The sequence below is a fragment of the Acidimicrobiia bacterium genome, from assembly GCA_035948415.1.
In the GTDB taxonomy this organism is placed as follows: Bacteria; Actinomycetota; Acidimicrobiia; order IMCC26256; family PALSA-555; genus PALSA-555.
Map to the genome: position 1 here is coordinate 29,841 of DASZJD010000076.1, position 20,209 is coordinate 50,049.

Sequence of the window (20,209 nt, forward strand, 5' to 3'; positions counted from 1 at the left end):
GGCGTCATCTCGCCTCGGTAGCATGCTCCCGGATGCAGCCCGGCACGCGGATCGAGGTCCGCTCTCGCTACGACCGTCGATGGGCCCGAGGCTTCGAGGTGGACGCCATCGTCGACGAGGCCAGCGACCACCCGGCCCAGTACCGGGTGCGCCGCCGCTCGGACGGCGCCGTGCTCCCGGCCCTCTTCGTGGACGACGAGGTCCGCGAGGAGCACCGGGGCCGCTCCATGTGGTGGATCTGACCGCTCAGCCGCCCTGGCGGAGCCGCGCCACCAGCTGATCGACGGGCACCGCCTGGAGCGTCATCGTGCGCATCGTGCCCCGCGCCGCGAGCGTGATCGCCGCGGTGGCGAGGGTCGCCTCGTCGGGGGCCTCGATGATGTTCAGGAAGTCCCACTGCCCCATCAGGGCGTACTGGGCGACGACCCGCAGCCCCATCGACTCGACCTCCTCGGTCACCTCCCGGATGCGGTCCGGGTTCTCGCGCACGGTGGCCCAGCCGTCCGGCCCAAGCGTCGTCAGCATCACGTAGGTCCCCACGGCGGGGAGCGTAGAGCGCGCGCCCCGAGGGAGCGAGGACGGCCGAGGGCCGCCGTCACTCGAGGCGGGCGATGTTGTCGGCCTCGGAGGCGTCGGGCTCGGCGGTGAACCAGGCGTCGAGCACCTCGCGCGCCACCTCGGGGCTCGTGAGCCGCAGGCCCATCACCACCACGTTGGCGTCGTTCCAGCGACGAGCCCCCGCGGCCGTGGCGGCGTCGGTGCAGAGCGCGGCGCGGACGCCGCGCACCTTGTTGGCGGCGATCGACGCGCCGGTCCCGGTCCAGCAGAAGAGCACCGCGGTGTCGCAGGTCCCGGAGGCCACGAGCTGGCCGACGTCGTGGCCGACCTCGGCCCACGCCTTGGCCTCGCCGGCGGGCGGACCGACGAGCACGAGCTCGTGACCGCGACGCGCGACATCCTCGACGACGGCCTCGGTCAGCGGCGTCTGCTCGTCGGAGCCGATCGCCACGCGCATGCGGGCAGGTTACGACAGCAGCGCGGCGTGCACGTCGGCGAGCGTCGCGAAGCGGCGGTGGGGCACCTCCTGCAGCGCGCACCACTGGGCCAGGCGACCCTTCGCGAACACGAGGTCGGCGAGCAGCGCCGCCTTGCGGTCGCTCGTCCCGTCGCCGACGAGCACCGTCGTCCGCCCGGCGTGGCGGGCCTCCTTGATCGGCGCCTGCTTGCAGACCCCGCACGTCGAGCACGGGCAGCAGCGGTCCTCGTGCGGGAACTCGAGGCGGCGGGCGGCCCAGTCGACGTGGTTCGTGAGCACCCGGACGCCGGCGGCGGCGCAGACCTCCTCGGCCCGGAAGCCGAACCCGTCCGAGACCACGACCAGCTCGGCGCCGGCGTCCCGCAGCGCGGCGACGAGCCCCTCGAACCCGGGGTCGAGCGGCACGTCACCGGCGGCGGCCCGGAGCGTCGTCTCGTCGGCGTGGAGGAGGTCCCACTGGCCGACGAGGCACTCGCGGCTCCCGATCGTCCCCGCCCGGTACTCGTCGCGCAGCGTCAGCCACTCGTCGCCGGCGAAGCGGTCGAGGAGGTGCTGGCCGACGTCGCGCTCGGTGACGGTCCCGTCGAAGTCCAGGAACACCGACGTCCGCGGGAGGTCGAGCGACAGGCTCGGCATCGGACGATGCTACGCGGGTCGTGGTCGGCCGCCCTCGTAGGCTGCGCCGATGGCCTCGCCCCGCGCCCCCAGCTCGGTGACCGAGCGCCGCGCGCCGGGCCCGACGACGGTCGCCATCGTGCCGCACACCCACTGGGACCGTGAGTGGTACCTGCCGTTCCAGGTGTTCCGGGTCCGGCTCGTGGCGCTGCTCGACGCGCTGCTCCCGCTCCTCGAGCGGGACCTCTCGTACGCGCGCTTCCTGCTCGACGGCCAGACCGCGGTGCTCGACGACTACCTCGCCGTCCGCCCCGAGGCGGCGGCGCCGCTCGGCCGGCTCGCCGCCAGCGGTCGCCTCCAGGTCGGCCCGTGGATGATCCTCATGGACGAGTTCATGGTCTCGGGCGAGACGCTCGTGCGCGACCTCCAGCTCGGGATGGCCCGCGCCGCCGAGCTCGGGGGCGGCATGCGCGTGGGGTACCTGCCCGACATGTTCGGGCACGTGGCCCAGATGCCGCAGCTGCTCGCCCAGGCCGGCTTCGAGCACGCGGTGGTGTGGCGGGGCGTCCCCGCCGCGGTCACGAGGACGGCGTTCTGGTGGGAGGCGCCGGACGGCTCCCGGGTCCGGGCCGAGTACCTCTACGGCTCGTACTCGAACGGCCGCGACCTGCCGGAGGACGCCAAGGCCCTCGTGGGGCGCGCCCACGGCTACGAGCTCGAGCTCGGGGACGCTCGCCTGCCCGACGGCGCGCTCCTGCTCATGAACGGCACCGACCATCAGCTCCCGCAGCCCTGGCTCGGTCGCGTCGTCGCCGAGGCCAACGCCATCCAGGACGACTACCGGTTCGTCGTCACGTCGCTCCCGGAGTACCTGCCGACCCAGCCCACCGCCGGCCTGGCGACGTGGCCGGGCGAGCTCCGCTCGGGGGCCCGCGCCAGCGTGCTGATGGGCGTGGCGTCGAACCGCGTCGACGTCCATCGGGCCTGCGCCGTCGCCGAGCGGGCGCTGGAGCTGCGGGCCGAGCCGCTGTCGGCGCTGCTGCGGCCCGCCCGGGACTACCCGGCGGCGCTCCTCGAGATCGGCTGGCGGCAGCTGGTGCTGAACAGCGCCCACGACTCCTCGTGCGCCTGCAGCCACGACGAGGTCGTCGACGCCGTCCTCGTCCGCTACCACGAGGCCCGCCAGGTCGGCGACGCCCTGGTCCGCGACGCCCTCCACGCGCTCGCGGGGCGGGTGGCCGCCCCCGCCGGCGCCACCCTCGTCGTGAACCCCACCCGGTCCGCGCGCGGCGGGCTCGTCGAAGGGGTCGTGCCTGGCGCCGGCCCGATGCACCTCGAGGCCGACGACGGCACGCCGTGCGCGACCCAGGTCACCTGGGAGCTCGGGACCGAGGGCTTCCAGACCGTCGTGACGGGCCAGAAGGTGCGCTGGGTCCTCGAGCTCCTGCGCGGCTCCGAGTTCGCGGCCGCGACGATCGCCGAGGTGACCCGGGTCGAGCTCGCCCCGGACGACTGGGAGTACACGTTCCGCGCCGCGCGTCCGGGCGAGCCGGCGATCGACCTCGAGCCCACGCGCGAGGAGCTACTGGCCCTCGCCGAGGCCGGCGCCACGATCCGCTTCAAGCAGCAGCTGGCACCGACGCGCGGGATCGTCTTCGCCGCCGACTCGGTGCCCGGGTTCGGCTGGCGCACCTACCGGGCGGTCGGGGGCGACGGGCCCGCGACCGCCGTGCGCGCCGCCGGCACCCGGCTCGAGAACGAGCACCTGACCGTGGCCGTCGACCCCGACGACGGCCGGCTCACGATCGAGACCCGAGACGGGGTCCGCATGGAGGGCCTGAACCGGCTCGTCGACGGCGGAGACGGCGGGGACACGTACAACTACTCGCCGCCGACCGTCGACCAGGTCGTCGACCGGCCGGCCACGGTATCGGTAGCGGTGGTCGAGCGGGGGCCGGTGCGGGCCGCGCTCGAGGTCAGCGCAGCCTACCGGTGGCCGGTGGGCGCGGTCGGTGACCGGCGCGCCTGCGAGCGCCGCCAGGTCCAGACCGTGACCGGCGAGGTGCGCACCCGTCTCGAGCTGCGGGTCGGCGAGCGGTTCCTGCGGGTGCGGGTGACGGTCGAGAACCGGGCTCGCGACCACCGACTGCGAGCCCACTTCCCGCTGCCGGTGACGGTGACGGGCTCGGACGCCGAGTGCGCCTTCGCGGTGGTCCGTCGGGGCCTCACCGCCGAGGGCGGGCCGCACGAGGCCGGGCTGCCGACGTTCGTGTCGCGCCGCTTCGTGGACGTCTCGGACGGCGAGGTCGGCCTCGGCGTGCTCCACGACGGCCTCCTCGAGTACGAGGTCGTCGAGGACGGACGGGAGCTCGCGCTCACGCTGCTGCGCGCGACGGGGTACCTGTCGCGCGTCGAGCCCGCGCTGCGTCCCAACCCGGCCGGCCCGCTGGACCCGCTCGAGGGTCCCCAGCTGCAGGGCCGCCAGGTCGCCGAGTACGCGCTGCTGCCCCACCGGGGCGACTGGGCCGCCGCCGACCTGTACGCCGCCGCGGCCGAGTTCCTCGTGCCGCTCGAGCGGGCGCGCGTCGGGACGACGACCGGGGTCGAGGCCGCGACCGGCGCGGCGCTGCGGGTGGACGGCGCCGAGGTCTCGGCCGTCGCCCGCGAGGCCGCGCTCCTCTCGGTGCGGGTCTTCAACCCTTCGCCGTCCCGCTCGGAGGTCACGGTGGAGCACGACGGCGCGCCGGCCCGCGGCTACGTGGTCGACCTGCTCGGACGACCGCTCGAGCCCTTCGAGGGCGGGATCTCGCTGCGTCCGTGGGGGATCGCGACGCTGCGGCTCAGCGGGTGAGCGCGAACACCGCCACCGGCTCCGCGAAGCCGGCCACGGTGTGCCGCCCGCGCGCCTCGACCCGTCCCGGATCGAGCCCGCGCGCGGTGTCGGCGTCGAGGAGCACCTGCCCCGGCTCGGCGAGGCGTTCGAGGCGCGCCGCCAGGTTGACGACGGGGCCGAAGAGGTCGCCCTCGCGGGCGAGCACGGTGCCGCCGGCGAGCCCGATCCGCATGGTGGGCAGCTCGGTGGCGGCGAGGAGCTGACCGGCGACCGCGGCCGCGTCGGCGGCCGTGCCCGCGACGAACATCGCCTCGTCGCCGATCAGTTTCACGAGGCGAGCGCCGGGTCCGGCGACGGCGTCGAGCACGCGCTGCTCGAAGCTCGCGACCAGCGCGTCGAGCTCGCGGGTGGAGAGCCGCTCGTTCAAGGCGCTGTAGCCGACGAGGTCGGCGAAGCCGATGACGGCGTCGGTGGTGCTGGCCTCGGAGGGGCTCACGCCCCAGAGGGCGTAGCGGCGGGCCGCCTCGACGAGATGCCGTCGGTGCACGGATTCGAACATCGGGTAGATGCGGGGCACGACCGACGACGCCAGGTCGACGAACCGGCTCGCGATGTCGACGTTCCCGGCCCCGGACTGGCGGAGGGGGGCCTCGACGCCGGTGCGCACGAGCTGGATCGAGGAGTCGGCGAGCCGCGACAGCGCCGCGCCGGTCACCCGGGCCTGCGACACCGCCCCGTCGACGCCGAGGGCGTCGGCCACGAACGCGAAGAAGGCGAGCGTGTCGACGTCGGCGTCGGTGCACACGGCCTCGTCGGCGGCCGGGAGGGCGAAGCCGAGCGCCCGCCAGACCCGGGCCGCGAGGTCCGGCGCTACTCCGGCGGCGCGGGCCGCGTCGGCCAGGGTGAGCCGCGGGGGCCGGTCGAGCATCACGCGCTCGGCCGCGAGGGCGTGCAGCCGGGCGCCCTCGATCGCGCTGCGGATCTCGTCGACGCTGGCGCCGTGCTCGAGGGCGAGCCGCAACAGGCTGAGCCGCTCCGCCGCGCCCGGGGCGTCGGGGTCGTAGAGGCCGAGCGTCTCGAGCTCGGCGGCGTCGGTCACGCCACCCGGGCCGGGAGCAGCGCGTCGCCCGCCGCCGCCTCGGTCGTCCACGTCGGGTCCAGCCCCGGGGCGCGCAGGCGCGTCCCGGCGGGGCCGTCCCAGAACAGCACCGGGCGGGGCCCGTGCCAGCGCACCGCGTAGGAGAGGGGGCCGCGCCGGGTCGGCGCGCCGTGGACGGCGAGGTCGTGGCCGTGCCACGCCGGCGGCAGGTCGGCGAGGAGGGTGACGGTGCCGTGGTTGGTCTCGTGGGCGAGCAGGGAGCGGGCGGCCAGGAGCAGCCGCGGGCCGGGCCGGTCGGCGACGACGTCGGACCACCGCGCCGGCGGCGCCGGCCGGCGCCGGGCGACCCGGCGGCCCCGCCAGCCCAGGCCGGCCCACGCCGCCGCCGCCTCGGCGTCGAAGCCCCAGTCCTCGAGCGCGGCGGCGACGAGGGGGTCGACGGGCGCCCGCGCCGCGCCCAGCAGCGTGGCGGCGCGGGCGGCTCGGAGCGAGCGCGTGAGGGCGGCGTCGGGCAGCTCGGCTTGCAGGCCCCGTTCGAGATGGGTCAGCCAGCCCCGCGCCGCCTCGGCCGGTGACGGCAGCGGGCGCCGGGGCGGGCCCGCGTCGGCGTCGGCGAGGGTCAGCGCCGCCCGCAGCGAGGTGCGGTGCGCGACCGGGTGCACGAAGGCGGCGACGAGGCGCCCGGCCCGGTCGTGCCGGGGGACGAACGGACCGCCGTCGGCGCGGCCGGCTCGCAGCCGCTCCTCGGTGGTGCCGTCGCTGGTCGCCACCCAGCGGGACGGCGCCCGCGGCGTCGTGAGCGCGGGTCGGCCGTCGACGAGGACGGTGCCGCCGTCGACGGCGAGGCGGTGGGCCCCCCGCACGACGAACGCGAGCGCGAAGGGCGCCGGCGACTCGTTGGCGACGTCGAGGACTGCGAGGTCGGCGCCGCCGACGGCGTAGGCGTGCTGGACGGCGTCGCCGCCGGGGACCCGCACGGCGGTGCGCACCACCGGCACCGCGTCGACGAGGGACTGGCGCGTCGAGGGCTCGCAGGCAGGATCGTGCCAGCGGTCGTCGGCGCCGATCGACCAGTCGAGGGTCCACGGCACGTCGAGGGGAGCGACGCCGCCGTGCTCGTCGACCGAGGCCTGTCGGGCCGATCCGACCGTCCCGATCGTGGTGCCGGTCACCGGATGCCGTGCAGCTCGGCTTTCGCCTCGCGCAGCATGAGCGTGGGCACGAGGTCGGCGGGGCGACGGCCCTCGTAGAGCACCGCGCCGACCATCGCCGCGATCGGCATGTCGATCCCGTGCCGCGCCGCGAGCTCGAGCACCGCGCCGGTGCTCTTCACCCCTTCGGCCACCATGTTCGTCTCGGCGACGATCTCGTCGAGCGACCGGCCCCGGCCGAGCTCGACGCCGACGTGCCGGTTGCGGCTCTTCGGGCTCGTGCACGTCGCGACCAGGTCGCCCATCCCCGCCAGGCCCGAGAACGTGAGCGACTCGCCGCCGAGGGCGACGCCGAGCCGGGCCAGCTCGGCGAGGCCGCGCGTGATGAGCGCGGCCTTCGTGTTGTCCCCGTAGCCGAGGCCGGCCGCGATGCCGGCGGCGATTGCGATCACGTTCTTCAGGGCGCCGGCGATCTCGCACCCGGTGACGTCGGGGTTCGTGTACACCCGGAACGTCGTGGTCATGAAGACCTGCTGGAGCCACTCGGCGGTGCCGGGGTCCTCGACCGCCACCACCGACGCCGTGGGCTGGCCCTCGGCGACCTCGCGCGCCAGGTTCGGCCCCGTGAGCACCCCGATGCGGTCGCCGCGGTGCCCCGGCAGCGTGGCCGCGACGACCTCCGTCATGCGCAGCAGCGACCCCTGCTCGACGCCCTTGGCGAGGCTGATCACCGGGACGTCGGCCGCGACCGCCGGCGCGGCGTCCTCGAGCACCGCCCGCAGCCCGTGGGACGGGACCGCGAGCACGACGACCTCGCCGTACTCGCAGGCTTGGCGCAGGTCGGCGACGGCGCGCAGGGAATCGGGCAGCACCAGGCCCGGCAGGTACGTCGGGTTCTCGTGCTCGCGGTCGATGCGCTCGGCGAGCGCCGGGTCGCGGGCCCAGAGCACCACGTCCGCGGTCGGCGCCAGGAGCGCCGCCACCGCCGTGCCCCAGGAGCCGGCACCGACGACCGCGACCCGGTCGCTCACGACGGCGTCGACCCCGAGGCGTCGAGGCGCCGCACCGCGGTCTCGGGTCGGCGGACCCACCACGCCCCTTCGCCCGGGGCCGGACGCTGCGGGTACAGCGCGCGCGCCCGGGCGACGGCGGCGGCGATGGCGTCCATGATCCGGTCGGTCGCCTCGCGGATGTCGTCGTCCGCCGCCACCCGCACGGGGTCGCCGACGACGACCACCTCGGCCACCCCCCAGCGCCACCGGGGCTTGCGGCCCTTGAAGAGGATCCGCTGCGCGCCCCAGAGACCGACCGGCGTCACCGGCACCCCGGTGGCCGCGGCCAGGCGGGCGGTGCCGGTCTTGCCGGCCATCGGCTCCAAGTCGAGCGAGATCGTCCCCTCGGGGAAGACGCAGACGCACTCCCCCGCTCGGAGCGCCGCGACTGCGGCGTCGAGCGACCCGGCCGCGGCGGCGCTGTCGCGCGCCACCGGGATCTGGTGAGCCCGGCGCAGCACCGCGCCCATCACCGGCTTCTCGAACAGCTCCCGCTTGGCGAGGAACCGCAGCCGCCGGTGACGGCGGTCGGCGAGGTAGCCAAGGACGAGCGCGTCGAGGTAGGACACGTGGTTGCTGGCGAGGATCACCGGTCCACGCACGGGGATTCGGTGCGCGCCTTCGATCGTCCAGCGCAGCGCCAGGCGGGTCGGCACCACCAGCGCGTTGCGCAAGGCACCGTAGACCGGCTCCACGGCCGGTAGCATAGGCAGCCCCATGCGCCGCAACTCTGGCCGCTCAGCGCGCGCCGGTGTGGTGCTCCCGATCCGGTCCTTCCTGCTCGGCAAGGCGCGTCTCGCGCCGGAGCTCGGCGACGAGGCGCGGGCCGCGCTCGGCCGTCGCCTCGCCGACCGGGTCGCGGGCGCGGCGGCGCTCTACCCGATGGTGGTCGTCACGAGCGCTCCCGAGGTGCGGGCGTGGGCGGTCGACCGGCACTGCGCCGTCCTCGACGACCCGGGATCGCTCGACGCCGCCGCCGCCCTCGGGTACCAGCGCATGGGCGCGGCCGGCGTCGACCGGGTGCTCGTGGTCCACGGCGACCTGGCGCGGGCGCGCTCCTTCGAGCGGCTGGCCGCCGACGGCGTGCGTCCCGTCGTCGCCCTCGTCCCCTGTCACCGCGACGACGGCACGAACGTCCTGTCGCTGCCCGTGGGGACGGACTTCCGGTTCGGGTACGGGCCGGGCTCGTTCCGGCGCCACGCCGCCGAGGCGCGCCGGCTCGGCCTGGCGGTTCGTGTGGTGCGAGACCCGGAGCTGGCCTTCGACGTGGACCTGCCGGAGGACCTGGCCGCGCTCGACGCGCTGACCCGGGCGTGACCGACGTCCCCGCCCGGGCCCTGGCGGTCGGCGCCCACCCCGACGACGTCGAGTTCGGCTGCGGCGCCACGCTGGCCCGATGGGCCGCCGCCGGCTCCGAGGTCCACCTGCTCGTGCTCACCGACGGCTCGAAGGGGAGCTGGGACGCCGGCGACGACGTCGACGACCTGGTGACTCGGCGCCGTCACGAGCAGGACGCGGCGGCGCGCACGCTCGGCGCGGCGACGGTCGAGTTCCTCGACTTCGTGGACGGCGAGCTCGAGGCCGGCCGGGCCGAGCGGGCCGCGCTCTGTGGGGTGATCCGGCGGCTGCGCCCCGAGACCGTCCTCGGCCACGACCCGTGGAAGCGCTACCGCCTCCACCCCGACCACCGCCACGCCGGCCGGCTGCTGCTGGACGCCGTCGTCGCCGCCCGTGACCCGCACTTCTTCCCCGACCGAGGCGCCGCGCACCGACCGACGAGGCTGCTGCTCTTCGAGGCCGAGGTCCTGGACCACGTCGAGGACGCCGGACCCGGCCTGGCGGCCAAGGTGGCGGCCCTCCTCGCCCACCGCAGCCAGTGGCGCTCGACGATGGGCATCGAAGCCGGCGGTCCCGACGAGGCGGCGCAGCGTGAGGCCTTCGCGGCCCGGATCCGGGACGAGGCCGCGACGGTCGGGGCCCCGTGGGGCCTCGAGCTGGCGGAGGGCTTCAAGCGTCTCGAGCCGCTCTGACGCGAGCCCGGACGCGCCGAGGGGGCCCCGAGGGGCCCCCTCGACCGGGTGGGGCGGGGCTAGCGGGACACCCGCCGACGCCGACGCCGCTTGGCCGGCGCCGAGTTGGTGGACGGCGCCTTCCGCCGACGCCGCTTGGCCGGAGCCTTCTTGGCCGCAGCCTTCTTGCGACGCCGCTTGACCGGAGCCGCCTTCTTCGCCGTCGACTTCCGCCGACGCCGCTTGGCCGGAGCCTTCTTGGCCGCAGCCTTCTTGCGACGCCGCTTGACCGGCGCAGCCTTCTTCGCCGTCGACTTCCGGCGACGACGAGTCGTCTTGCGCGCCGCCGGCTTGCGGGCGGCCGACTTCTTGGCGGTACGACGCTTCGCGGGCTTGCGAGCGGCGGTCTTCTTAGCAGTCTTCCGTGTGCGTCTCTTGGCCGGAGGCACGGTCACCTACCTTTCTCTGACGGTTTGGCTCCGAGGCCGATCGTGTCGGGCTCGGTCTCAGCTGTTCACCTTCTTCTTGAAATCGGCACCCACTGAGAACTTGACGGCCTTCGAAGCCGGGATCTGCACCGGCTCTCCGGTCCGGGGGTTGCGCCCGGTCCGGGCCGCGCGTTGCGTGCGGGACCATGCCCCGAATCCCGGCACGGTGACCTTGTCGCCCGTTGCGACGGCGCCCTCGACGACGCCGATGAACGCGTTGACCGCCCTCTCCGCGTCGGACTTCGTGAGGCCCGCCTGCCCGGCGACCTTGTCGATGAGCTCTGACTTGTTCACGCTTCCTCCAGGAGTCCGGCGTGCTTCAAGAAAGTCGAACGCATAACAGGTGCAGTGTCAAGCATTTCGGGCTGCGACAGCCGCCCGACGCGCTCCCTGCGACGCTCTCCCCGCGTGCGTTGTGGTGGTCGTCCCTCCGTCGCTCGCGTGCAGAGCACTGCGAGACGCGCATCTGCTGTTTGACGCGCACGTTGACCGTAATGGATTCGGCCCGCAAAGTGGTGGATTTCCGCCGTTTTTCGGCCCCGCGCTCGACGCTCGGCGAACGTCTCCGCGACGACCGCGACGACCGCGACGCGAGCACCCGCGACGCGCGACGTGGTCGGGGAGCCGAGCGAGCCGCCCCGGACGATGCTCGGCCCGCAACGTCGAGACGACGCTGCGGGCCGTGGATGGCAGCCCCGAGCAGATTCGAACTGCCGTTTCCGCCTTGAGAGGGCGGCGTCCTAGGCCACTAGACGACGGGGCCGTTGGGCTCGGGGGGGAGGACTCGAACCCCCAACGACAGGGCCAGAACCTGTTGTGTTGCCGATTACACCACCCCCGAAGGTGCGGTCAGCCTAGCGGGTCGACCTCGCGACGACGCCGGCGAGGCGGGAGCCGCGCGGGGCAGCGCGCGAGCGTCAGCGCGCGAGGAGGTCCCGGGCTCGGCGGACGCGGCGGAGGGCGCGGTCACGTCCGAGGAGCCGGATCGAGTCGTAGAGCGGCAGTCCCGCGTGGCGGCCCTCGATCGCGGCGTACACCGCCGGCATCGTCTTGCGGACGTTGAGACCGAGCGCCTCGAGGCTCGGACGCAGGTCGACCGGCGTGTCCCAGTCGTGCTCGACCAGGTACTGCTCGACGGCGGCGAGCACCTCGTCGACCCGGTCGGTCGTCACGAGCCGGTCCCAGGACTCGGGGTCGATCGCGAACTCCTCGTCGTCGAGGAACAGGAAGTCGGCCTGGTCGAGCAGCCGCTCGATCGTCGTCGCCCGCTCCTGACCCAGCTCCAGCGCCGCCCGCAGCCGGTCGAGGTCGAGGCCGGCGCCGTAGCGCGCCGTCGCGAAGGGAACCGTCGCGGCCTCGAGCTCCCGCACGGTGAGTCGCCGCATCCACTCCCCGTTCATCCAGTCGAGCTTCTCGTGGTCGAAGGCGGCCGCCGCTCGGGTGACGTCGGCGAGCTCGAAGTCCCGGATGAGCTCCTCGGTGTCGAGGACCTCGCGACCGTCGCTCGGCGCCCAGCCGAGCAGGGCGAGGTAGTTCCGCACCGCCTGCGGCAGATACCCCGCGTCGCGCAGCTCCTCGAGCGCCACCGCGCCGTGCCGCTTCCCGAGCTTGGCTCGGTCGGGCCCGACGATGAGCGGCAGGTGCGCGTAGGCCGGGGGCGCCCCGGGGTCGAGGGCGGCCCGGAGGGCCAGGACCCGGTGGGTCGAGTCGAGCAGGTCCTCGCCCCGGATGACGTGGGTGATCGCCATTTCGAGATCGTCGACGGCGTTGGCGAGGAAGAACAGCGGCGTCTCGTCCGATCGCACGATTACGAAGTCGGCGATGGTGGCCCAGTCCACCCGCACCTCGCCCCGCACGAGGTCCACGAAGGAGCTCGCGCCCGTGTCCGGCGTGCGGAAGCGCAGGGTTCGGGGCCGTCCCTCCCGGGCCCGCGCCGTCCGCTCGGCCGACGAGAGGTCGCGGCAGCGGCCGTCGTACCCGGGGCTTCCGCCGGCGGCGCGTGCCGCCTCGTTGCGGGCGGCGATCTCCTCGGGGGTGCAGAAGCACTCGTACGCGGAGCCCTCGTCGAGCAGCTGCTCGGCCGCGGCCCGATACTCGCTGAACCGCTGGCTCTGGCGGACGACGTTGCCGTCCCAGTCGACGCCGAGCCAGCCCAGCGCCTCCACGATGCCCGTGATCCACTCCGTGCGGGACCGGGACTGGTCGGTGTCCTCGATGCGCAGGACGAACGACCCGCGGTGGTGGCGGGCGAAGAGCCAGTTGAAGAGGGCGGTGCGCGCCGACCCGACGTGGAGGAACCCCGTGGGGGCGGGCGAGAAGCGCACCCTCACGGGCGCGGTCATGGCGCCATTCTGGCCGGCCGATCCGCTCCGCGGGGTCGAGCGGCCCGGAGGGCCGGGCGCCACCGGTGGCGGCCGCAGGTGCGGGCCCCGCCGGATCAGCCCGTCGGCCGCCGCTGGAGCAGCAGGACGCAGTTCCACGTCGCGAGCTCTCGGAGCCCGGGTACTCGGAGGATCCAGCGCTGTGACGGGTAGTACCGCGGGTAGGCGTCGAGCAGCCGGAGACCGGGTCGCTGGCGCACGAGTCGAAGCACCTGACCGATGTGCGTCGGCCACAGCCGCTCGTAGGGGAGGTTCTTGCCCTTCGGCTCCCCGAGGACGGCCCGATAGGTCTTGAGCCCGAGTCGTGGACCGAGGTAGTGGAACGGGGTGATGGCGTGGCCGCCCCACGGCGAGTACCAGTTGGTCCAGCTCAGGTACGCCCAGGCGCCCGGTCGCAACACCCGCTCGATCTCGGCGAGGATCTCCGCCGGTCGGGGCGTGTGCTCGAGCAGGTTCGAGCAGAACACGCCGTCGAAGGTCGCGGCCGTGAACGGGAGCCGGGTCCCGTCCGAGACGAGCGCGCGCGGCAGGGCCGAGGAGCGCAGCGCGAGGTCCCGGCGATCCAGGTCGGTCGCCACGACCAGGGCGCCACGGTCGGCGAGGGCCGTCGCGTAGTAGCCCGGCCCGGACGCGAGGTCGAGGACCAGCGCCGAGCGGAGGTCCAGCGGGAACTGGGCGATGTCCCGGGACGCCAGCCGCGTGTAGAAGGGCTCGGGGTCTCGTCGCTCAGCGAGGAAGAGGCGGAACAGCTCCCGCCGCGAGACGTCGGCTCGACGTGCGGGTGCGCGCGCCTTCAGAGTTCGGTCGCTCATCCTCTCGCCTTGCGCCCTACCGATTTGGCATCGTACGCGATCGCGCGACGAGGCCGGCTCGAGCGAGTGCCGCGGCCCCGGGAGTCCCCGATGCGGCTAGCGCGCGGGCAGTGAGTTGGGGAACGGACCCACGAAGTGCGGGCCGTAGGTCTGCCCGGTGAGCGGCGGTGGCGTGGTGAACGGCGACAGGTTCGTGCTGTAGATGATGGTCGGTGTCGCCACGCCGGGCAGCGTCCCGGTGTAGGCGTCGTAGGCGATGAGGCCGGGCGCGGCGGTCGACGCCACGGTGCCGTAGTACCGCCACGGGCCCGCGGGAGACGGCGCCGTGAACACGCTGACGTCGTCGGTCACGTCGTTCGCGAGCTTGGCCGTGGCCAGGTACCCGGTGCCCCACGGCGTCATCCAGGGCTCCGCCCTCGGCCCAGGGCCGGCGTTCGGCACGGGGATCAGGGGCGGCATGTTGGTCCACTGCAGCGGGACGGCGTTGGCCTGGGTGGGAACCCAGGTCGGTCCGGCGCCGACGTCACCCCAGAACTGCCACGCCCCGGGAACCATGATCTGGCCCAGCGGCGCTCGGGCCACGAAGACGTTCCCCGCCTTTTCCCCGTAGAGGTAGACGTGCCCGTCGGCGTCCGCGAACGAGGTCGCGCCGTACGGCCGCGTGGCGCTGGTCGAGAAAGGAAGTGGCTGGACGCTCTGGAGCGCGAGGCCCGGGAGCGAGAAGGTGGCGACCTGCATGTCGATCACGGCGAAGCCGAGCTGGCCGGGGCCCGTGCGCTGGACGTGCCAGACGAACACGCGCAGGACGCCGTTCTCGACCACCGCTGACGCCGGCCAGTAGTACTGGCCGGCGGCCGGGTCGGGAATCAGGCTGCTCGGCGCCGACGGCTGACCACCCTCGAGCGGGGTCAGACACGATCCCGCCTGCACGACGAAGCTGTTGTGGATCATCCGACCGTTGGGGTCGATGCCCCCGTTGGCGTTCAGGCTGCCGGCGTAGGTGTCGCCGAACAACCAGACCGTCCGCGCGTCAGGCAGGGTGACGGGGATCGCGGTGTCGGCCGAGAGCCACGCCGACGTCGCGTGCCGGAGCCCGTCGAAGAGGGCTCCGTAGTCGGCTGGTGAGCTCGGCGCGCTGGGGGCGCAGTACGTGACCGCCAGGGGCGCGACCCCTCGCGTCGGCGCCAGCGGCGCTCCGAGGCAGGCCGTCGCCAGCATGGCGACCGCCGCCGCGGCGGGGATCAGTCGGAGGCGGCGCACCCTCAGCCCCCGTGTTGGCGGTCGACGCGCGCCTCTCCCCTACCGCGAGGGCGACGGACAAGGGCATCGGGCGGCACCGCGTGCGCGCGCTTCGTCCGGACAGGAGGAGACGGGACGGCCATGACAAGGGGGGTATCGACCCGTGATGTGGCGTCCTGAAGACCCGCGTGTCCCGCCCCGCGCACGCCCGTCGACGAGACCAGGACCACGGCGGACGCGGCGCTCGCCGGGCTCCGGGGACGATCACGTCAAGGACTCGGTGGCGGCCACGGACCCTCACGCCGTGGGCGACGAGAATCTCGAGGGTCAGCCGCGCCTCGGGAGCTTGGGGCGAGCATCGTGATGTCCGCCGGAAGCGCCGAGTGGACTCGAGGGCGGTTGGCCGATCCCAGCCAGCGCGACGTCGCGACGTGCTCAGACGACCCGCGGCGTCCGACGCGTCAGTGGGGCCGGCGCACCGTCCCGAGGCGGGCTGGTGAGCCGGCGGCGCGGGTGGCTCAGCCGATTGCGCGCGCGCGGCGACGCCGACGAGTGGCAGCGGTGACGCCGAGGCCGATCGCCATGAGCGCGGCGGCGATGGCGATCAGGATCCCCTCGTCGCTGCCCGTGAAGGCCAGGGCCCCGCTGCTGGTGCTGCTGCGGCTCACGGAGGCGACGATCGTGACCGGGATGCTGTACGTCACCGCGGTGCCAGCGGGGCCGGCGCCCGACATCGTGATGGTGTGGGGGCCGAGCGACGAGCCCGGAGGGATCGTCACGTTGGCACTCACCGCGCCCGTCGGGCTCGACGTGACACCACCCAGCGTTGCGCCCGGTGGGTCGATCCCGACGTCGACGGGCGACTGGTGCTCGAAGCAGTCGTCGTCCCCCTCGACGGTCGCGTGCTCACCCGGCACCAGCGTCGAGCTCGAGATCGCGGTGTCGCAGCCCTTGTAGGCCGCCCCGGCGCTGGACGCGGTCACGCCGAGGGCGAGCGCGGAGGCGCCAGCCACCACGACCACCGCCAACACGGCCCGAAGGGCACGCACGAACAGGAGCATTGCCCCTCCTCCCAGCGCCCAAACCCTACTGCCCGCGGCGGAGCGTGGCTACTCCTGCGAGCCGTTTTGTCCGGAAACGGGGGATTTCCGGGCCCGAATCGCGCCCAGGCGGACGAGCACGACGGCCGCGGTGGCGGCGGTCGCCAGGTCGGCGGCCAGCACCAGCAGCGCCGGCCAGTACCAGACCGGACCGCTCCCCGCCGGCAACCGGAGGAGCCCGGCCGGGGTGGCGCCGGCCGCGCTCCAGCCCCGCATCCACCCGTTCTCGCTGGGCCGGAACCAGGTCGCGGCTCCGGAGGCGTCGAGCCGCCCGAACGGCTGCACGAGGGTGCGGAGCCTCACGGTGCGGCCCGTCCGGTCCACGACGGGCCCCCGCCAAGCCCGAACCCGCCACAGGTCGAGGCTCGGACCGCCGACGGCGTGGACCAGGCCCGGATCGTGGGCGATGGAGTCGTACGACTGCCAGTCGACCTCATGGAGGAGGACGACCCACCGGACCCCGAGCCGGGCGAGCTCTGACGCCACGGGGTCGCCGGCCCGGATGACGCCCAGCAGTCGGCGCGCCGTGGGCTCACGGGGGTCGGCCTGCTCGGGTCCCGACTGGAACTCGGGATCCGACGAGGACAGGACGTCGCCGCCGAAGTAGATCGGCACCGGGTTGAAGACGTTCCGGTCCCCGGCGACCTGGAGCTGGAGGTACTCGTGCCACGGCAGGGCGAGCACCGTCCCGGGCCGGTGGACGACCGCGGTCCGAGCCCGGCTCCACTCGCTCGGGAGCGACACGGGATCCAGGCGTCCGTCCACGCCGAGGAGGCCGGGGCCGGCCAGCACGACGGCGATCGCGAAGGGGGCGGCCCACAGCACGCCTTCGAGCAGCCCGACCCGCAGGCGCGCCAGGCGGGCCGCGCCCAGCGCCGCGGCCGGGGCCATCCAGACCAGGTACAGGGCGAGGAGGCGCTGGCCCTCGCGCAGCGGGGCACCGAGCCTGGTGTCGGCGACCGCCGAGTACGCCACGCGCACGCCCGGCACGGCGCTGGCCAGCCCGAGCGCGACGCCCGTGAGGGCCAACCACGCCGCCCGTCGCCCCCACGGTCGGGGCAGGTCCCGGGCGCCGACCACCGCGAGGGCCCCGAGGGCCGCGCCGGCGAACGCGGCTCCGGTGCCGGCACCGCCGCCGACCGGGCCCACCTGCAGCCGGGGCTGCCAGAAGCCGTAGCCGGCGAGGACGCGCAGCCAGCCGCCGAGCCCGGAGGCCTGGGTCGCGAACGCGGACGAGTGCGTGAGCCGGAGGGGCTGGGAGAGGAGGATCGCGCCCGGAACCACCCAGGGCAGCTGGGCGAGCACGTAGGCGCCCGCGACCCCCGGCGCGCGTCGACCACGCGATCCCAACACACCGACGGCCACCACGAAGAGCCCGAGCACGCCACCGAACTGGCCGGTGCATCCCAGCGCCGCAGCCCAGAGAAAGGTCCGCCGGAGATCCTCGTCGGGCCGCAGGAGCGTCGGCAGCGCCCACGGCAGGATCGCCATCGCCACGACCAGGGCGAGGTCGCCCACGCCGAGTCGGGTGAGGACGAACGGGCTGAGCGCGTACAGGAGGGCGGCGCCGGAGCGTGCGATCGCCGGGGCGCCCTCGGCCAGCTTCCACGCGCCGGCCGACGCGGCCGCGAACGCGGCCAAGGCCACCAGGGTCCAGATCCGCGACCCGCCGACGACCGTCGACGCCCAGGCCAGGGGAACGGTGAAGGGGACCCGCCGGGGCAGCTCGGGTCCGAGTCCCCAGACCCCGCGTGGCACCGGAATGCGAGGCGTGACGACGAGGTCCAGGCTCAGGAGCGAACCGCCGCCGCCGAGGGCGGGGCCGAGCGCGACGGCGCCGGCCGCCAGCCCCAGCAGCCACGGGAAGGCTTGACCCAGCGCCGGCCGGGAGCGTCGGGGCAGGCCCAGCCTCATCGCCACCCTCGCCTCCGGGGCCCGCCGCTCCGCTGCGCGGTCACGCTCGGCCCCCCAGCGGGCCGGCTGGACACTGCCCGCCGGTGCCCCCGCAGGTTTGCCATCGGCCGAGATCCGTGAATACTCTCACGGCGGGTGGTGACTGGGGCCCCTGGGCCCCACTCTGGGTAAAGGGAGGCATCCCCCTTGGGGGGCACTGGGGCGACGCGAACCGCGGGGACGGCGGTAGTGCGTGGGCGATTCCTCATCGCGCGCCCTGACCGCGCCGCCGGCCGCCCCGGGCGCGAGAGCGGACACGCGTGGTAGCCGAACCCGAAGGTCGCGGCTGGGCGGTCCCGATCCCCCTCCACCCCGCGTGGGGCGCGGACGGGCAGCGCCGGCACGGGGGCACGGTCCGCGCGCTCATCATCTGCTCGGAGCAGCCACCGGTCGAGTCGGGTGTGGCCCGCGCCATCCATCAGCTGTCGGCGGGGCTCAGCGCCCGCGGCCATTCGATCGACCTCCTCACCGGCGGCGACGCCCGATACCTGAACCTGGGCGAGTTCCGTTTCAACACCCTCGCCGCGCAGTGGCCCGCGGTCCGAGCCGCGCTCGCCGACTACGACGTCGTGAACATCCACGGCCCGGCTCCGACCATCAGCGACGCCTACCTCGGGCTGCTTCGGACCGTGCCCGCGGCGCAACGGCCTCGGATCCTCTACACCCATCACTTCTCGATCGACTTGGCCCAGTGGAAGACCGCCTCCCGCCTCTACGAGAACTTCCACCGGCACATCGCTCGCCTCGCCGACGAGATCGTCGTCCCGACGCCCTCCTACCACTCGATGCTGAGCAGCCGCCGCGGCCCAGCGGTCCGCCTGATTCCGTGGGGCGTCGACGTCGAGCGGTTCGCCGGTGAGCGGCTCATCGCCCCGTACGACGGCTCGCGCCCCCTGCGGGTGCTCTTCGTCGGGCAGATGCGGCCGTACAAGGGCATCGCGGAGCTCGTCCAAGCCGCCGCGGACGAACCCGACCTCGAGCTCACCGTGGTCGGGAAGGGCCGGCTCGAAGACCACTTCCGGGCCATGGCGACGTCGAGCAACACCACCTTCGTCGGGTCGGTCACCGACGATGTCCTGACCGACCTCTATCTCAGCCATGACGTCGTCGTGAAGGCCGCGACGAGCCGGCTCGAAGCCTTCGGGCTCGTGCTGCTCGAGGGCATGGCCGCGGGCTGTGTCCCGGTCGCGTCCGACCTGCCCGGGGTGCGTGACGTCGCCGTGGCGACCGGGCGCGTCGTGCCGGCCCGTGACGTCGAGGGCCTGCGGACGGCGCTCCTCCGCCTGGCTCGCAGCCCGGCCACGGTCCGCGACCTCCAGTCGCGTTCGCGCGCCGAGGCGGCCCGGTACAGCTGGGAGTCGACCGTCGACGCCTACGAACAGGCCTTCGTGCACCCGATCCCCAAGACGATCGACCTCACGCGGCACGGTCGCGAGGGCGGCCTGGCGTCCGAGGAGCCGATCAAGGTCCTCTACATCGGTGGGACCGGGCGCACCGGGAGCACCCTGATCGACCGGATCCTCGGGCAGTACGAGGGGATCTTCAACGCCGGCGAGCTGGCCTTCGTCTGGCGGTACGGCCTCCGGGAGGGCGGACGATGCAGCTGCGGCGAGCTGCTGGCGGACTGCGCCGTGTGGCAGAAGATCTTCGTCCACGCGTACGGCGGGGTAGGGGCCGTCGACGCCGACGAGATGGTGGAGTTGCGGCGCCGCTTCAACTCGAAGCACCTCCCGCTCATGCTCACCAAGGGCATCCGCGGCCGTCTGCTGAGCCGGCTGGGGCCGTTCCCCGAGCGAGTCGAGCACCTGTACCGGGCGATCCACGCGGTCACCGGGAGCCGGGTGATCGTCGATTCCTCGAAGGAGCCGCATTACTCCTACATCTTGAAGTCACGGCCGGGTCTCGACGTGTACTTCCTGCACCTCGTTCGTGATCCGCGAGCCATCGCGCTGTCGTGGCGCCGCAAGCGCCGGGAGCAGGGCATGGGCGGGCGCGTGTTCATGCAGCGGCGGAGCTGGCTCACCAGCGCCGCGTACTTCGATGTCTCGAACGCCGCGGCCGACGTGATTTGGGGCGGGTCGTCGGACCGCTACCTGCGGGTTCGCTACGAGGACTTCGTCTCGCGTCCCGCCGAGACGCTGGATGCGATCGGGGCGTTCGTCGGGGAAGCCCTCGATCTGGATCAGCTGCTGGTCGACGACCAGGTCGCCCTCGAGGTGACGCACTCGGCCTGGGGAAATCCGAATCGCTTCCAGCACGGCCTCGTCCGCATCACCCCCGACTCGGCGTGGAAAGAGGCCTTGCCGGTGTGGCGACGGCTGACGGCGACCGCCACGACGTTCCCGCTCATGCGTCGCTACGGGTACCCGATCCGCGTTTCGGGGACCATCTCGGAGAACGGCGCAGCCCGGCTCCGACCGCGCGTCACGCAGCCCGACTGA

18 protein-coding genes, 2 tRNA genes and 1 pseudogene are annotated in these 20,209 nt (G+C 74.4%); 5 read left to right on the forward strand and 16 right to left on the reverse strand.

What is annotated here, in order from left to right:
* Positions 1–32 precede the first annotated feature (32 nt).
* A complete protein-coding gene (locus tag VG869_10720; protein ID HEV3451669.1) occupies positions 33–242 on the forward strand; it encodes a hypothetical protein in 210 nt (69 codons plus the stop codon).
* Between the two features lie 4 nt (positions 243–246).
* Here VG869_10720 and VG869_10725 read toward each other — a convergent pair whose 3' ends face one another.
* Genes VG869_10725 through VG869_10735 form a run of 3 tightly spaced genes read right to left on the reverse strand, consistent with a single transcriptional unit; the run spans position 247 to position 1,672 of the window.
* On the reverse strand, positions 247–540 hold the full coding sequence (locus VG869_10725) for a GYD domain-containing protein (protein HEV3451670.1): 294 nt from the start codon (positions 538–540) through the stop codon (positions 247–249).
* A gap of 55 nt (positions 541–595) precedes the next feature.
* Positions 596–1,015 (reverse strand): RpiB/LacA/LacB family sugar-phosphate isomerase, encoded by a 420-nt coding sequence (locus VG869_10730; GenBank protein HEV3451671.1) that lies wholly within the window; start codon positions 1,013–1,015, stop codon positions 596–598.
* 9 nt (positions 1,016–1,024) lie between these two features.
* Positions 1,025–1,672 (reverse strand): HAD-IB family phosphatase, encoded by a 648-nt coding sequence (locus tag VG869_10735; protein ID HEV3451672.1) that lies wholly within the window; start codon positions 1,670–1,672, stop codon positions 1,025–1,027.
* Positions 1,673–1,721: 49 nt separating this feature from the next.
* Here VG869_10735 and VG869_10740 point away from each other — a divergent pair, with 49 nt between their 5' ends.
* Positions 1,722–4,502, forward strand: a complete 2,781-nt coding sequence (locus tag VG869_10740; GenBank protein HEV3451673.1) for a glycoside hydrolase family 38 C-terminal domain-containing protein — start codon at positions 1,722–1,724, stop codon at positions 4,500–4,502.
* On the opposite strand, the gene VG869_10745 is transcribed toward VG869_10740, so the two are convergent.
* From VG869_10745 to VG869_10760, 4 genes are read right to left on the reverse strand one after another with little or no spacing between them, the layout of a single operon-like run.
* A complete protein-coding gene (locus VG869_10745) occupies positions 4,492–5,583 on the reverse strand; it encodes an adenylate cyclase regulatory domain-containing protein (GenBank protein ID HEV3451674.1) in 1,092 nt (363 codons plus the stop codon). The genes VG869_10740 and VG869_10745 overlap by 11 nt on opposite strands.
* Positions 5,580–6,755 (reverse strand): hypothetical protein, encoded by a 1,176-nt coding sequence (locus tag VG869_10750; protein ID HEV3451675.1) that lies wholly within the window; start codon positions 6,753–6,755, stop codon positions 5,580–5,582. Before VG869_10750 ends, VG869_10745 begins: the two co-directional genes overlap by 4 nt.
* Positions 6,752–7,765, reverse strand: a complete 1,014-nt coding sequence (locus tag VG869_10755) for an NAD(P)H-dependent glycerol-3-phosphate dehydrogenase (GenBank protein HEV3451676.1) — start codon at positions 7,763–7,765, stop codon at positions 6,752–6,754. The genes VG869_10750 and VG869_10755 overlap by 4 nt, the downstream gene beginning before the upstream one ends.
* Positions 7,762–8,481: a lysophospholipid acyltransferase family protein gene (locus tag VG869_10760; protein ID HEV3451677.1), complete on the reverse strand. Its 720-nt coding sequence runs from the start codon at positions 8,479–8,481 to the stop codon at positions 7,762–7,764. The genes VG869_10755 and VG869_10760 overlap by 4 nt, the downstream gene beginning before the upstream one ends.
* Before the next feature lie 22 nt (positions 8,482–8,503).
* Between VG869_10760 and VG869_10765 the strand changes: the two genes are divergently transcribed.
* Together VG869_10765 and VG869_10770 are read left to right on the forward strand one after the other, a co-directional pair.
* Positions 8,504–9,103, forward strand: coding sequence for a hypothetical protein (locus VG869_10765; protein HEV3451678.1), 600 nt, complete (start codon positions 8,504–8,506; stop codon positions 9,101–9,103).
* Positions 9,100–9,816, forward strand: a complete 717-nt coding sequence (locus tag VG869_10770; protein ID HEV3451679.1) for a PIG-L family deacetylase — start codon at positions 9,100–9,102, stop codon at positions 9,814–9,816. Before VG869_10765 ends, VG869_10770 begins: the two co-directional genes overlap by 4 nt.
* 59 nt (positions 9,817–9,875) lie before the next feature.
* On the opposite strand, the gene VG869_10775 is transcribed toward VG869_10770, so the two are convergent.
* The 9 genes and pseudogenes from VG869_10775 to VG869_10815 form a co-directional block, all read right to left on the reverse strand.
* Complete coding sequence (locus VG869_10775; GenBank protein HEV3451680.1) at positions 9,876–10,250, reverse strand: histone-like protein 2; 375 nt, start codon at positions 10,248–10,250, stop codon at positions 9,876–9,878.
* Between the two features lie 51 nt (positions 10,251–10,301).
* Positions 10,302–10,589: pseudogene (locus tag VG869_10780) on the reverse strand (HU family DNA-binding protein).
* 381 nt (positions 10,590–10,970) lie between these two features.
* Positions 10,971–11,046 (reverse strand) — tRNA-Glu (locus VG869_10785).
* Positions 11,047–11,052: 6 nt separating this feature from the next.
* A tRNA-Gln gene (locus VG869_10790) sits at positions 11,053–11,124 on the reverse strand.
* Between the two features lie 76 nt (positions 11,125–11,200).
* Complete coding sequence (gene gltX, locus VG869_10795; protein HEV3451681.1) at positions 11,201–12,625, reverse strand: glutamate--tRNA ligase; 1,425 nt, start codon at positions 12,623–12,625, stop codon at positions 11,201–11,203.
* A gap of 95 nt (positions 12,626–12,720) precedes the next feature.
* The gene (locus VG869_10800; protein HEV3451682.1) at positions 12,721–13,476 is read right to left on the reverse strand and encodes a methyltransferase domain-containing protein; all 756 of its coding nucleotides are present in this window, start codon (positions 13,474–13,476) and stop codon (positions 12,721–12,723) included.
* A 96-nt stretch (positions 13,477–13,572) separates the two neighbouring features.
* Positions 13,573–14,736, reverse strand: a complete 1,164-nt coding sequence (locus VG869_10805; protein ID HEV3451683.1) for a hypothetical protein — start codon at positions 14,734–14,736, stop codon at positions 13,573–13,575.
* A gap of 497 nt (positions 14,737–15,233) precedes the next feature.
* The gene (locus tag VG869_10810) at positions 15,234–15,776 is read right to left on the reverse strand and encodes a hypothetical protein (GenBank protein HEV3451684.1); all 543 of its coding nucleotides are present in this window, start codon (positions 15,774–15,776) and stop codon (positions 15,234–15,236) included.
* 48 nt (positions 15,777–15,824) lie between these two features.
* Entirely contained in the window at positions 15,825–17,729 is a 1,905-nt protein-coding gene (locus tag VG869_10815) for a hypothetical protein (protein HEV3451685.1), read from the reverse strand.
* Between the two features lie 299 nt (positions 17,730–18,028).
* Here VG869_10815 and VG869_10820 point away from each other — a divergent pair, with 299 nt between their 5' ends.
* Positions 18,029–20,209, forward strand: coding sequence for a glycosyltransferase (locus tag VG869_10820; GenBank protein HEV3451686.1), 2,181 nt, complete (start codon positions 18,029–18,031; stop codon positions 20,207–20,209).

Excerpts from the sequence above, each read along its gene's own strand:
- VG869_10720 (HEV3451669.1), top strand. The coding sequence starts at position 33 with ATGCAGCCCGGCACGCGGATCGAGGTCCGCTCTCGCTACGACCGTCGA.
- VG869_10730 (HEV3451671.1), bottom strand. The coding sequence starts at position 1,015 with ATGCGCGTGGCGATCGGCTCCGACGAGCAGACGCCGCTGACCGAGGCC.
- VG869_10735 (HEV3451672.1), bottom strand. The coding sequence starts at position 1,672 with ATGCCGAGCCTGTCGCTCGACCTCCCGCGGACGTCGGTGTTCCTGGAC.
- VG869_10740 (HEV3451673.1), top strand. The coding sequence starts at position 1,722 with ATGGCCTCGCCCCGCGCCCCCAGCTCGGTGACCGAGCGCCGCGCGCCG.
- VG869_10765 (HEV3451678.1), top strand. The coding sequence starts at position 8,504 with ATGCGCCGCAACTCTGGCCGCTCAGCGCGCGCCGGTGTGGTGCTCCCG.
- gltX (HEV3451681.1), bottom strand. The coding sequence starts at position 12,625 with ATGACCGCGCCCGTGAGGGTGCGCTTCTCGCCCGCCCCCACGGGGTTC.
- VG869_10800 (HEV3451682.1), bottom strand. The coding sequence starts at position 13,476 with ATGAGCGACCGAACTCTGAAGGCGCGCGCACCCGCACGTCGAGCCGAC.
- VG869_10810 (HEV3451684.1), bottom strand. The coding sequence starts at position 15,776 with ATGCTCCTGTTCGTGCGTGCCCTTCGGGCCGTGTTGGCGGTGGTCGTG.
- VG869_10815 (HEV3451685.1), bottom strand. The coding sequence starts at position 17,729 with ATGAGGCTGGGCCTGCCCCGACGCTCCCGGCCGGCGCTGGGTCAAGCC.